Genomic DNA, 13,127 nt, shown 5'->3' with positions numbered 1-13,127 from the left:
TCATGGCTCAGGCCTCCAGCCGGACCCGAGGGTCGATGACGCCGTAGAGAATGTCGATCAGCAGGTTCAGCGCGACGTAGAGGATCGCCATGGTCAGCACGAAGCCTTGAATCGGCGCGTAGTCGGAAGCGAGCAGGGCCTCGACCGCGTAGGAGCCGACGCCCGGCCAGGCGAAGACCTTCTCGACAAGCACATTCGCGCCGAGCAGGAACGAGAACACCATGCCGAGCGTGGTGACGACGGGGAGCATGGCGTTGCGGAAGGCGTAGGTGCCGATGACCTTGCCGCTCGAAAGGCCACTGGCTCGGGCGGTCCGCACGAAGTCGGCGCCGAGCACCGCGAGCATCGAGGCCCGTGTCATGCGGGTGATCGGAGCAAGCGAGAAGATCGCCAGCGTCAATGCCGGCAACAGGATCTGCGACAGCGCCGCCCGGAACATCTCGGCGTCGCGCGCGATCAGGCTGTCGATCAGCAGGAAGCCGGTGACGCGGGGAGGCTCCGAGAAGAAGACGTCCAGCCGCCCCAGCGGGGCGGGCGCCCAGCCGAGAATGAAATAGAAGACATAGACCAGCAGCAGGCCGGTGAAGAACACCGGCAGCGATACGCCGGCCGTCGCGATGATGCGGCAAAGATGGTCGATCCACGAACCCTGCCGCACCGCGGCCAGCACGCCGAGCGGCAGCGCGATCGCCATCGACATCAGGAGGCCGAACAAGGTGAGTTCCGCGGAAGCCGGCAGGCGCTGGGCCAGATCGGCGGTCACGGCCTGGCCCGTCGTGAGCGATGTCCCGAGGTCCCCCTTGGCCAACGCCGTGACATAGGAGACGAACTGCACCGGCAACGGCCGGTCGAGGCCGAGCTTGCCGCGGATGTCCGCGATCGCTTCCTTCGACGCGGCAGGGCCGGCGAAATAGGCGGCCGTGTCGCCGGGCAGCACGCGCGTGAGCAGGAATGTGACGATGATGACGCCGATCAACGAAGGGATCGTCGTCTTCAGGCGGGCAGCGATCATGCGGAGCATGGCGTGGGCCTCCTTCAGGCTTTGCCTGGTCGAGCCGTCATCGCGGAGCGGTCGCGGGGAGGGCGGAAACCGCAAGTCCATTGCCCGTGCTGGGGCATGGAGCCACGGTTTCCGCTCGGCCTCGAGACGGCAGCGAGGCTTGGCAAGGGCAGGGCCTCACACGCCCTTGGTGAAGTAGCGGAAATCCGGCTCGCGACAGGGCTGGAACTGATAGCCGCCGATCGATTTCTGCATCGCCACGTCGTGGGTGGGCTGGGAGATGGGGATCATCGGCACCTCGCGCTCCACCAGCGTGACGAAGTCGACGACGAATTTCTGGTATTGCGCGTTGTCGGTGGTGAAGCGGGCCGCGTCGATCAGCTTGTCGAGTTCCGGGTTCTGGTAGTTGGCGATGTTGAAGATCGAATTGTTGCCGTGCATCGTCCAGAACAGGTAGTAGTCGGGGTAGTCGAGCCAGCCGGCAAAGCGATTGAGCGTCATCGGATTGGTCTTCTTGGCGATCTCCGTGCGGAAGTTCGCCCCCGGCACCTTGGTAATCTCGACATCGATGCCGATGGCGCCGAGCGCTTCCTTGATCAGCACGGACATCGGCTCGGCCACGGTCGCATTGCCGGCGTCGAATTGCAGCGTGGTCGAGAAGCCGCCTCCGGCCGCGGCCACCAATTCCTTCGCCTTGTCGATGCTGGTCTTGTAGGGGAAGGGCTGCGGCCAGGCCGGCTTCGGCGTTTCGGGGCCGCCCGACATGTCGACGCCACGTCCGAACAGCGAGGCTTGCAGCATCTTGTCGTAGGGCATCACCCAGGCCACGGCCTGGCGCAGGCGGACATCCTTGAACGGGCCGACCTGGCTGTTGAGATAGAGGCCCCAGACGCCATTGGGGATCGGCACGCCGACGACGTTGACCTTGCCGCCGTCCAGCAGGTCCTTGAAGTCCTTCGGCGGCAGCCCGTAGGAGACATCGGCATCGCCGCGTTCGATGAGGGCGCGCCGGGTCGAGGGCGAGGCAATGTCGCGGGCGATGATCCGCCTGAGCTGCGGCAGCTTTCCGCAGGCCCAGGCATCGTTGCGCACGTAGATCGTTTCGACGCCGGGCTTCCAGCTTTCGACCTTGAAGGCACCCGAGCCTGCGATGTTGTTCTTGAGCCATTCCTTGGCCAGGGGGTCTCCGCCGCCGTTCTTGATGGCCAGCTCGGAATCGAAGACGAAGGGGATGGTGACCGCCAGATTGGGCATGGTCAGCTTGTCCTTGCGCAGGAAGTCGATGCGGAAGGTCTTGTCGTCGACCACGACGAACTGCTCCGGTTTCTCCAGCGAGCCGGCATTCATCTGCGTGGTGGCGAAGCCGCCGATGGTGACGGCGCGATCGAGCGACCACTTCACGTCCTTGGCGGTGACGGGGCGGCCGGAATGGAAGGTCGCGTCGCGCAGCTTGAAGGTGCAGCTCATCCCGTCGGACGCGACTTGCCAGCTTTCGGCCAGCTCGCCTTCGAGCTCGCCCATCGAGACCTGGCTGCCGCCGCCACCCGGGATCGGCACCGGCTTGAAGCGCAGCAGCCGGTCGTAGCAGTTGAGGGCGACGCCGTTCACGGGTTGGGAGGCGCCAATGCCCTGCATGTCCAGGCTGTTCGGGCCGTATTCCTGCACGAGAAGCAACGTCTCGCTGCGGCTGGGCGCTTGCGCGCCGGCGCGGCCCGTCATCAGAAACGGCGCAGAAAGCCCTCCGGCAATGGCGGCGCGACGCGTGATAGCCATGTTGCACTCCCGAGATAGCCGGCGCTCCTGCGCGCCGGACGCTTCAGTCCGGGAGGGGCAATGCAGTTACCGTGCCGAGCCGCGATCCTCTCAATCGGAAGGATTTGCCGTCTCGCAGGGCCGCTCGGACGGCTATTTGCATACAATTGGCATTCGGTTGCCTAAAAAATAGATCTTCTTTTGGTCTGGTGAGATTTTCATCGCCGGCTCTTCGCTGCCGCCATAGCGGGTTCTTCCACCCGGCAATCGCCGGTACAGGCTGTCCGGAGATCACGCTGATCCGTCCGGCTCCGGCGCTGCAGAATCGTTTCTGCCATAACCAATCAGAATACGGCCCGCCCGATTTCGACTTGGACAGCCTGGGACGGCTGCGCCCACACTGCCCCCAAAGAACCGAGATCGAGGGGTTGATCATGAGGAACTCTGCCATCGCGCTTGCGGCGCTGATGTTCGCCGCCTGCGTGCCGGCCGCGGCCCGGGCCGAGGAGACGGTCCTGCGTGTCGCTGGCAATGGCGATGTCTCGACGCTCGATGCGCACCGCGCCAGCGCCACGAGCGACAAGACCGTCGTCGGCTGGATCTATAACGGTCTCGTCCGCTTCAAGCCCGGGAGCGCCGATCCCAAAGATATCGAGCCGGATCTGGCGGAGAGCTGGGAAAAGTCGGCCGACGGCAAGGTCTGGACCTTCCATCTGCGCAAGGGCGTCCTGTTCCAGGGCGACTGGGGCCCCTTCAGCGCGGACGATGTCGTCTACTCGCTTCAGCGCTCGGCCGATCCGAAGCGTTCGACCTTCTCGTCTGATTTCGCGGCGATCGACCGCGTCGAGAAGATCGACGACCTGACCGTGCGGATCACGCTGAAATATCCCGACGTCAATTTCCTCGGCCGCGTGACGAACTATCACGGCGGCAACATCGTCAGCCGGAAGGCGGCTGAAGAGCTTGGCGACAAGTTCGGTACCCACCCGGTCGGGACCGGGCCCTTTGCCTTCGTCGAGCAGGTCACGCAGCAATACGTCAAGCTATCCGCCAATCCGCACTATTTCCGCGGCAAGCCGAAGATCGACACCATCATGGTGCGCAACATCCCCTCGGACAGCGCCCGCGAACTCGCCTTCTCGTCCGGCGAGATCGATCTGATGTATGCCAAGCGCGAGCAGCGCTGGGTCGATTCCGCTCGCCGCCGTCCCGGCTTCAATGTCGAAATTTTCCGGCCGGGCGAATACCGGCTGCTCCACATCAACCAGAGCGTGCCGCCGCTCGACGACATCCGGGTGCGCCGCGCCATCGCCGCGGCGGTCAATGTCGACGACCTGGTCCGCTATGTCGGCAAGGATGTCGGCCCCAAGGGATGTTCCGTAGTCCCGCCCGGCTATCTCGGCGAGGACTGCAGCGTGCGCTACAGCTTCGACCTCGCCAAGGCCAAGGAGCTGCTGGCCGAGGCCGGGCACAAGGACGGCATCACCATCAAGGCCATCGTCTCCAATATTTCGGCGCAGCAGCCCTTCATGGAGATCATCCAGGCACAGCTCGCCAAGGCCGGGATCAAGCTGGAGATGCAGGTCGTCGACCATGCGACCTACCAGAGCCAGACGCGCAAGGACCTGAGCGGCCTCGTCTTCTACGGCGCTGCGCGCTTCCCGATCGCTGACACCTATCTCAGCGAGTTCTTTCACTCGCGGGCGACGGTGAATACGCCGACGGCAGCGACCAATTTCTCGCATTGCAAGGTCGCGGACAAGGAGATCGAGCAGGCCCGGATGGCGCCGGACGCCGAAGCCCAGAAGGCGCTGTGGAAGGAGGCGCAGCGCAAGATCATGGAGGATGTCTGCGCCATCCCCCTCTTCGAGCTGCGGCAGGTCTGGGCGCGCAGCGACCGGCTCGATTTCGGCTACGAGCTCAAGGGTGCGATGAACCTCGCGCCCCCGCTCACCGAGGCGACGACGCTGAAGCCGCGCTGAAGCCGGCGGCGCGGAACCCAACCGCCATGGAGATCGTCCGTCATCTCGCCGCCTATGTCGCGGCCGCCCGCAAAGGCCCGTTGACTGCGGAACTGCGGGAGGCCGCCTGCCGCAGCGTGCTCGATCTCGTGGCGGCGGCGGCAGCGGGGATCGCGGCGCCCGGCCCGCGTGCGGCTCGCCGGGTGGCGCCGGCTCTGATGGCGGGCGGTGCGTTGCCGATCTGGTTTGCAGGGCAGGGCTCCGGTCTCGCCGGGGCCGTCTGGTGCAATGCCGCGGCCGCCGCAGCGCTGGACCTCGACGACGGCCACCGGATCGCGCGCGGGCATCCCGGAGCAGCGATCATTCCCGCCGCGCTCGCCGCGGCGCAGGATGTGAACGCGACAACGGAGGAGCTGCTTCAGGCGATCGTCGTCGGCTACGAGGTCGGAGTTGCGGTCGGTGCGGCCCGGCGCTTCTACGCCAATACCGGCATGTGGTCCGGCTATGGCGTCGTCGCCGCGATCGGCTTCCTGAAGCGGACGCCCGAGGAGATTCTGGCGCAGGCCTTCTCCATCGCAGGCATCGGCGCGCCCAACCAGCTTTATGCCGGAGCCGGCCCGGCCTTCCGCGCCCAGGAGGGCAGCGACGTCAAGGAGGGGATTCCCTGGTCGGGCGCGACGGCCGTCGGCGCGCTTCTCCTGGCCGAGGCCGGACAGACCGGGCCGTTGCGGCTGCTCGACGACGGCGAGCATTTCCGGCTCGACGGACTTGTCGACGGGCTCGGCCGGCAAGGTTACGTCGCGCGCAGCTACATCAAGTTCCACGCCTGCTGCCGGCATGTCCATGCACCGGCCGAGGCCTTGCTGCGGCTCATCGCCGAGCATGGCATCGCGCCGCGCGGCATCGACGCGATCGAGGTGGCAACCTACAGCGGGGCCTTGCGCCTGGCGAACCGCCCGCGCCCGCAAGGCTTCACGGATATCCAGTTCTCGATTCCCTATTGCCTCGGCTTGCTGGCTTGCGACGGCCCCGACGCCCTGATGCCGCTGATGGAGACGGCGGTGAACCGGCCGGAGGTCGTCGCGCTGGCGGAGAAGGTCTCGCTGAGCCTCGATCCGGAACTCGAGGCGCGGTTTCCGGCGGAGACCCTGTCCCGCGTGACCATTCGCGCCGGAGGGCAAAGCTTCATCTCGCCGGTTACGGCACCGCGTGGCGAGGCGTCCAACCCGCCGTCATGGGCTGATCTCGAAGCCAAGCTCGAACAGGCCTGCCGCTTCGTCGCGACGCCGGAGCAGCGGCGGCAGTTGCTGGCCGCGCTTCGCAGGTTGCGTGCCGGCGAGCACGCGCCATTGCTCGACACGCTCGGGACGATGAGGCTCAGCCCGGCGTAAGGATCGTCCGGGAGATCTCGACGGCTGCTTCGCGTGCGCCGCTGATGAAGGCATCGACAAGCCTGGCATTGCGGCTCTCGCGGATGCGGCAGAGCTGGAAGTCGAGCTGGACTCCCGGCTCGAAGCGCCGGATGGCCAGCTTGTCCCGCAGGCCGCCGACGATCAGCGGATGCACCAGCGAGACTCCGACCCCGGCGGCGACGAACTCGCACAGCGTCGGCGAGACATTGGCCACCATCACCACGTCGGGGGAGACGCCGTGGGCCTCGAGGACCCGGGCGATGCTCCGGCTGGTATGGCTTTCGGGGTCGAAGGAAACGAACGGCACGTTGTCCAGATCCTGCGGGGTGATCACCTCGAGCGCGGCGAGCGGATGTGCGAGCGGCAGGATGCAGACCACCGGATAGCCCAGCAGCGGTTCGGCCAGAATATAGGGGTTGTCGATCGGAGCGATGACCAGCCCGACATCGAGCTTCCGCGTCACCAGCCCGTCGGCAATCCATTGCGAGCTGCGCGATTGCACCGAGCAGAAGACGCCCGGCTGAGCCTTGAGGAAGCGCGACGTTGCCTCCTGAATGAATGAGCCCGAGAGCGCCGGCATGACGCCGATCAGCAGCCGGCTCTGCTCGTCGCGGCGAATCGCGTCGACCGCGTTCTCGACCTGGCGCACGCCGGCGAAGATCCGGTCGATCTCCTCGTAGAGCCGCATGCCTCGCCGCGTCGCGGCGAGGCGCCCCTTCACCCGGTCGAAGAGCTGCAGGCCGGTATCGGCCTCGAGATGGGCGATGAGCTTGCTCATGGCCGGCTGGGAGATGTTCATCATTTCCGCGGCGCGGCTCACGGTGCCGTATTCGATCACCGCCTTGAACGCCTCGACCTGACGCAGGTTGATCTGCCGGACCATTGCATAACCCTGGAGAATAGCAGGTAGCGAAAAACGACTTTGACGAAATACAGCATGGCTTCCTAACGTCACAGCCGGCAAGGGAAATTCGCATGCGGCCGGACATCGTCGTCATCGGGGGGGGAATGGTCGGGGCGGCGATCGCCTATGGGCTCGCGCGGCGACGGCAGCAGGTGCTTCTGCTTGATGGCGAGGATGGCGACTTCCGCGCCGCCCGCGCCAATTTCGGTCTCGTCTGGCTGCAGGGCAAGGGGCTCGGCATGCCCGCCTACCAGGGCTTGACGCGCAGGAGCATCGCGCTCTGGCGCGGATTTGCCGATGAGCTCCAATCCGAGACGGGCGGAGATCTCTGCTACGAGCAGAAAGGCGGGCTCGCCTTCTGCCTCGGCGAAGACGCGTTCGAGAAGCGGCGCCTCGACCTGATGCGCTTGCACAACCAGCGCGGCGAGGGCGAAGCCGATTGGGAGATGATCGACCGGGCGGCACTTGAGCGGCTGCTGCCGAAGGCCCGGCTCGGCGCCGATGTCAGCGGCGCCAGCTTGGGCCGGCACGACGGCCACGCCAACCCGCTGAAGCTGCTGGCGGGCCTGCATGGCGGGCTCCTGCGGCTTGGCGGCAGCATCCGGCATCGGGCGCGTGTCGAGCGGATCGAGATGGCGGGATCGGATTTCCGCCTCGTCCTGGACGGCGCGGCACTGACAGCCCCGCGCATCGTCATCGCCGCCGGGCTGGGTTCGGCGCGGCTCGGCCGTCAGGTCGGGCTCGACGTGCCTGTGCATCCCGAACGTGGCCAGATTCTCGTCACCGAACGGCTGGCGCCCTTCCTCCCCCTTCCGGCGAGCGGCCTGCGCCAGACTGCCGAGGGCACGGTGATGATCGGCGCGACCAAGGACGAGGTCGGCCTCGACGTTTCGACAACGACGGAGGCCGCCGCCTCGCTGAGCGCGAAGACGGTGCGAACGATACCCGCATTGGCCACAGCCCGGCTCGTCCGGCAATGGGCCGGCCTCCGGGTCATGACGCCCGACAGCTACCCGGTCTACGCTCAATCCGAGAGCCATCCGGGCGCCTTCGTCGCGCTCTGCCACTCCGGCGTGACGCTCGCGGCCTTCCATGCCGAGGTGCTGGCGGAGGCTGTCGCCGACGGCACCTTGCCCGAGAGTTTTTCTCCCTTCCACCAGAGACGTTTCGATGTTCCGAAAGCTGCATGATCCGGGCGCGGCCGCCGTCACGGTCCATATCGACGGGCGGCCGGTGCGCGCCGAGGCGGGAGAAAGCGTCGCGGCGTTGCTGCTGCGCCAACCGGAGGGCTGGAGCCGGACGACGCCGATCTCGGCCAGCCCCCGCGCGCCATACTGCATGATGGGCGTCTGCTTCGAATGTCTCGTCGAGATCAATGGGCAGGGTTCAGTGCAGGCCTGCCTGACACCGGTGCAGGACGGCATGTCCGTCGTCCGGCAGCAGGGATGCCGGAGCGTCTCGGCATGAGCGCGCAGCATACCGACCTGTTGATCGTCGGCGCCGGCCCGGCCGGCATGGCCGCCGCAGTCACGGCCCGTCGTCACGGTCTCACCGTCCGGGTGCTCGACGACCAGCCGGCGCCGGGCGGCCAGATCTGGCGCGCCGTCGAGGCCGTCGCGACCACGCCACGGCTGACGCGGCTGGGAGAAGCCTATCGCGCCGGCGTCGAGCGTGCCGCCGCCTTCCGTGCCTGCGGAGCGCTTTACGAGGCGCAAAGCCAGCTCTGGCAGATGGAGCCCGGCTTTCGCGCGTTTCTGACGCGTCAGGGGAAGGCCAGCAGCGTGACGGCCGGAGCCGTCATTCTCGCCACCGGAGCACAGGAGCGGCCCGTGCCGTTCCCGGGCTGGACCCTGCCGGGCGTGCTGACGGTCGGCGCGGCGCAGATCCTGCTGAAGACGGCCGATTCCGTTCCGGACCGCCCGGTCTGGATCGCCGGCTGCGGGCCGTTGCCGCTGCTCTACATGACCCAGCTGCTCGCCGCAGGCGGCAAGATCGCCGGGTTCCTCGACACCACCCCACGGGGGCGACTCGGGGCGGCGCTGCGCCATCTGCCCCAGGCCATGGGCCGGGCGGGCGACCTGTTCAAGGGGCTGTCCTGGTCGCTGGCGCTGAGGTGGGCCGGTTTTCCGATCGTCCGCCACGTCGCGGAATTGCGGGCCGAGGGTGCCGGGCGGCTCGAACAGCTGGTCTATCGCACCCAGGACGGGCGGGAGACGCGCGTCCCCGCGGAGGTGCTGCTGGTGCATGAGGGCGTGGTGCCGAGCATCCATGCTCCGCTGGCGCTCGGCTGCCACGTCAGATGGGATGCGCGGCAGCACTGCCAGGTGCCGGTGCTCGACGGCTGGGGCGAGACCTCGCAGGCGAACGTTTTCGTGGCCGGAGACGGCGCCGGCATCGGCGGCGCCGAGGCCGCCGAGCCGCGCGGGCGGCTGGCGGCCCTGCGGATCGCCGCGAGACTCGGAAGGCTTCGGGAGGATGTGGCGGAGGCGGCCGCCGGAACCGAGCGGGCTGCCTTGTCGCGCGCGCTCGCCCTGCGGCCTTTCCTTGATGCGCTCTACGCGCCGCGGCCCGAGGTCTTCGCCCCGGCCGACGAGACGCTGGTCTGCCGCTGCGAGGAGGTGACGGCCGGAGAGCTGCGCGCCCGCGCCGCCCAGGGACGGCCAGGCCCGAACCAGCTCAAGGCCTTCACCCGCGCGGGGATGGGACCGTGCCAGGGCCGGCAATGCGGCTACACCATGGCGCACATCGTCGCCGCGGTTCAGCAGCGGCCGGTTGGGGATGTCGGCTTCTACCGAATTCGGCCGCCGCTGAAGCCGGTCACGCTCGGCGAACTGGCCAGCCTCGAGGCGCAGGAGCCGGCGGCATGAGCGTGGAGGTCTATGATGTCGCTGTGGTCGGCGGAGGCCTGCACGGCCTCTCGGCCGCGCTGCATCTCGCACGTGCCGGGCGGCGCGTCGCCGTAATCGAGCGGCGCTGGACGGGACGTCACGCCTCCGGCGCCACGGCAGCGGGCGTTCGCACGCTCAACCGGGACATCGCGGAGGTTCCGATTTCGCTCGAGGCGATGGCGATGTGGCACCGGATCGCCGAGATCGTCGGCGATGATTGCGGCTTTCAGGCACATGGCCAGATCAACGTCGCGGAACGGGACGAGCATCTGCCGACCCTGATCAAGCGCGAAGCGAAGATGCGCGCTCTCGGCTACGATCATGAGGAACTGGTCGATGCCAGAGAACTGCGCCGCCTCGTTCCCGCGCTGAGTCCGCACTGCGTGGGGGCACTGGTGGCGCGGCGGGACGGCGCGGCCGATCCGCACCGGACCGTGCTCGCCTTTCGCCGTGCCTGCGAAGCCGCCGGCGTCGTCATTGCCGAACGTTGCGGCGTCGAGGCGCTCGACCGCCAAGGGCAGGACTGGCTGCTCGCCTGCGAGGCGCGCCGTTTCCGTGCGCCCGTCGTGGTCAATGCCGCCGGTGCCTGGGCGGGCCGGCTCGCGGCCTTGTTCGGAGACCACATCGCGCTCGGGGTCCGCGCATCGATGATGATCGTGACGGAGCGTCTCGCGCCGCTGCTCGAGCCTGTCGTCAGCGTCGTCGGGCGGGCGCTGTCCTTCAAGCAGGCGGGCCAGGGTACCTTGGTGATCGGCGGCGGGCTGCAGGGCGCCGCCGATCTCGACCGCGAACGCAGCACGGTCAACTTCGCCGAGCTCGCCAAGGGCGCGCGTGCGGCCAGCGACCTCTTCCCGGCCGTCCGCGGGGTCCGGATCGCCCGCTGCTGGACCGGCATCGAGGCGCAGACCCGTGACCGCCTGCCGGTGATCGGAGCGTCGCCGAGCGCCCCCGGGCTGTTCCATGCCTTCGGCTTCTCCGGGCACGGTTTCCAACTGGTGCCAGTGGTGGGTGCGATCCTGTCGGATCTCGTCGTCGAAGGTGGAACGCGGCGCGAGATCGCGGCCTTCGCGCCACAGCGGCTGATGCAGCAAAGGGCCGCGGCATGACGGGGTTCGTCGCCAGGCGCCTGCTGCTCTCGATCCCGACGCTGTTCATCATGCTGACGGCCATCTTCGTGCTAGTCCGGCTGGTGCCCGGCGACGCCGCTTCCGTCATCCTCGGCGATCAGGCGAGCGCCGCCGCTCTCGCCGCACTCCGCGAGAAGCTCGGCCTCGACCAGCCTATCCAGGTCCAATATCTGGCCTTCATCGGCAAGATCCTGACGGGCGATCTCGGCCAGTCGCTCAGCAGCGGCCGAAGCGTCGTCCAGGAGGTCCTTCTCGTCCTTCCCTCGACGATCGAGCTGACGGTCGCGGCCATCGCGATCGGCCTCCTCTTCGGCCTGCCGCTTGGCGTCGTTGCCGCGCTCAGCCGCAACGGCTGGATCGACTACGTCGCGCGCATCGTCTCGCTGGTGGGGCTGTCGTTTCCCGCCTTCGTCTCCGGCATCCTCATGCTGATCGTCTTCGCCATCCAGCTCGGCTGGTTCCCGGTGCTGGGCACTACCAGCGGCGCGGGTGACCTGGGAGAGCGCCTGCGCGCGCTGGCGCTGCCAGCGCTCAACCTCGGCATCATCATGACTGCCTATGTGATGCGCGTGACGCGGGCCGCCATGCTCGGCGTCCTCACCGAGGACTATATCCGTACCGCGAGAGCCAAGGGTGTGAGTCCGGCTCAGCTCGTGGCGACGCACGCCCTGCGCAACAGCCTGATCCCGATCATCACGGTGGTTGGCCTTTATTTCGGGACGTTGATCGGCAATTCGGTGCTGACCGAGATCATCTTCAACCGCCCCGGCCTCGGCAAGTTGATCATCGGCGCACTCAATGCGCGCGACTACACGCTGCTGCAGGGGCTGATGATCATCTTCGCCATCTGCGTGATCATCGTGAACACCCTGACGGACCTGGCCTATGGCCTGGTCGATCCGCGAGTGAAGTACACATGAGCGCCGTCTCCGACACGACCGTTGCGGCGCGGCCGGGTGGCCTCTGGCTCGCCTTCAGCCAGAACAGGCTCGCCTGGATCGGCCTCGTATTGCTCGCGCTGATCATCGGAGTGGCGCTCTGCGCGCCCTGGCTCGCTCCGCGCGATCCGCTGGAGCAGGATATCGTCGCTCGTCTCCAGCCGCCCTCGGCCGAATTCTGGCTCGGCACCGATTCCTTCGGCCGAGACGTGCTGTCGCGGCTGATCTACGGGGCGCGGGTTTCGCTCTTCGTCGGCTTCCTCGCCATCCTGATCGCCATGCTGGTGGGCACCGCGATCGGCGTGGCCGCAGGCTATATCGGCGGGATCTTCGACCAGATCGTGATGGGCGTGCTGGACGTGCTGCTCGCCTTTCCGACACTGCTGCTCGGCCTGATGATCGCGGCGATGCTCGGCGCAAGCCTCGAGAACCTGATCGTCGCGATCGCCGTCACCGAGATCGCCCCTTTCGCCCGCGTCGCGCGCGCTCCGACGATCACGCTGCGCCAGCGCGACTTCGTCGAGGCCAGCCGCTCCTATGGCTGCGGTCCGTTCCGGATCATGACGCGGCACATCCTGCCCAACATGCTGTCCGATGTCGTGGTGATGAGCTCGCTGTGGCTCGCTTCGGCGATCCGCACCGAGGCCTCGCTGAGCTTCATCGGGCTCGGCGTGCCCCCTCCGGCGGCGACCTGGGGCGGCATGATCCGCGAAGGCTTCGAGAACATCCTCGACGCCTGGTGGCTGGCGGTCTTCCCGAGCCTCGCGATCCTCGCGACCGTGTTCGCCCTCAACCTGCTCGGGGACGCGCTGCGGGACGCCGCCGATCCGCGCTCTCGCTAGCGCGCAGGGCCCTTAGGCCGCGGATCGCAGGCGCGTGCGGCCGATGTGCCGCTCGCTCCATACCCCTTCAGTCAGGCGATGTCGCCCGGCTCTCGGCGGTGTCTCGCGGCCCCGCCGCGACAGCGATTCGGAGGGCCGGGCAGGTCACTCTCGCCCATCATGGCCTGGCGTTCGCGCTCCGACGGCGAAAACGGATCAAAAACAGGGATGATCCAAAAGGGGTACCCCGTTTGTGCGGGCCGACACCCCTTTGCTCGCTTCATCATGGGGTGAACCCAGCGTAAGCTACCGTACGTTGTTGTT

Annotated in this window: 11 protein-coding genes; 8 read left to right on the top strand and 3 right to left on the bottom strand. The window is 67.6% G+C overall.

What is annotated here, in order from left to right:
* Positions 1-7: 7 nt before the first annotated feature.
* Positions 8-1,021: an ABC transporter permease gene (locus BGO20_RS20470; RefSeq protein ID WP_291659316.1), complete on the bottom strand. Its 1,014-nt coding sequence runs from the start codon at positions 1,019-1,021 to the stop codon at positions 8-10.
* A gap of 156 nt (positions 1,022-1,177) precedes the next feature.
* Positions 1,178-2,773, bottom strand: a complete 1,596-nt coding sequence (locus BGO20_RS20465) for an ABC transporter substrate-binding protein (protein WP_291659315.1) — start codon at positions 2,771-2,773, stop codon at positions 1,178-1,180.
* Positions 2,774-3,186: 413 nt separating this feature from the next.
* On the opposite strand from BGO20_RS20465, the gene BGO20_RS20460 reads away from it, so the two are divergent.
* Positions 3,187-4,734 (top strand): ABC transporter substrate-binding protein, encoded by a 1,548-nt coding sequence (locus BGO20_RS20460; RefSeq protein WP_291659314.1) that lies wholly within the window; start codon positions 3,187-3,189, stop codon positions 4,732-4,734.
* Positions 4,735-4,760: 26 nt separating this feature from the next.
* Entirely contained in the window at positions 4,761-6,104 is a 1,344-nt protein-coding gene (locus BGO20_RS20455) for an MmgE/PrpD family protein (RefSeq protein WP_291659313.1), read from the top strand.
* Here BGO20_RS20455 and BGO20_RS20450 read toward each other — a convergent pair.
* Positions 6,091-7,008 carry a LysR substrate-binding domain-containing protein gene (locus BGO20_RS20450; RefSeq protein ID WP_291659312.1) on the bottom strand — a complete coding sequence of 306 codons (918 nt, stop codon included), beginning with the start codon at positions 7,006-7,008 and terminating at the stop codon, positions 6,091-6,093. The genes BGO20_RS20455 and BGO20_RS20450 overlap by 14 nt on opposite strands.
* Before the next feature lie 92 nt (positions 7,009-7,100).
* On the opposite strand from BGO20_RS20450, the gene BGO20_RS20445 reads away from it, so the two are divergent.
* From BGO20_RS20445 to BGO20_RS20420, 6 genes are read left to right on the top strand one after another with little or no spacing between them, the layout of a single operon-like run.
* Positions 7,101-8,219: an NAD(P)/FAD-dependent oxidoreductase gene (locus BGO20_RS20445; protein ID WP_291659311.1), complete on the top strand. Its 1,119-nt coding sequence runs from the start codon at positions 7,101-7,103 to the stop codon at positions 8,217-8,219.
* Positions 8,200-8,496: a (2Fe-2S)-binding protein gene (locus BGO20_RS20440; protein ID WP_291659310.1), complete on the top strand. Its 297-nt coding sequence runs from the start codon at positions 8,200-8,202 to the stop codon at positions 8,494-8,496. The genes BGO20_RS20445 and BGO20_RS20440 overlap by 20 nt, the downstream gene beginning before the upstream one ends.
* A complete protein-coding gene (locus tag BGO20_RS20435) occupies positions 8,493-9,896 on the top strand; it encodes an FAD/NAD(P)-dependent oxidoreductase (RefSeq protein ID WP_291659309.1) in 1,404 nt (467 codons plus the stop codon). Before BGO20_RS20440 ends, BGO20_RS20435 begins: the two co-directional genes overlap by 4 nt.
* Positions 9,893-11,023: an NAD(P)/FAD-dependent oxidoreductase gene (locus BGO20_RS20430; protein ID WP_291659308.1), complete on the top strand. Its 1,131-nt coding sequence runs from the start codon at positions 9,893-9,895 to the stop codon at positions 11,021-11,023. Before BGO20_RS20435 ends, BGO20_RS20430 begins: the two co-directional genes overlap by 4 nt.
* Positions 11,020-11,964 (top strand): ABC transporter permease, encoded by a 945-nt coding sequence (locus BGO20_RS20425; RefSeq protein ID WP_291659307.1) that lies wholly within the window; start codon positions 11,020-11,022, stop codon positions 11,962-11,964. The genes BGO20_RS20430 and BGO20_RS20425 overlap by 4 nt, the downstream gene beginning before the upstream one ends.
* Complete coding sequence (locus BGO20_RS20420) at positions 11,961-12,824, top strand: ABC transporter permease (protein WP_291659306.1); 864 nt, start codon at positions 11,961-11,963, stop codon at positions 12,822-12,824. Before BGO20_RS20425 ends, BGO20_RS20420 begins: the two co-directional genes overlap by 4 nt.
* The last annotated feature ends 303 nt before the right edge of the window (positions 12,825-13,127 follow it).

Source organism: Allobosea sp. 67-29, assembly GCF_001898115.1.
Lineage (GTDB): Bacteria > Pseudomonadota > Alphaproteobacteria > Rhizobiales > Beijerinckiaceae > Allobosea.
This window is presented reverse-complemented; position numbering and strand designations above follow the sequence as displayed.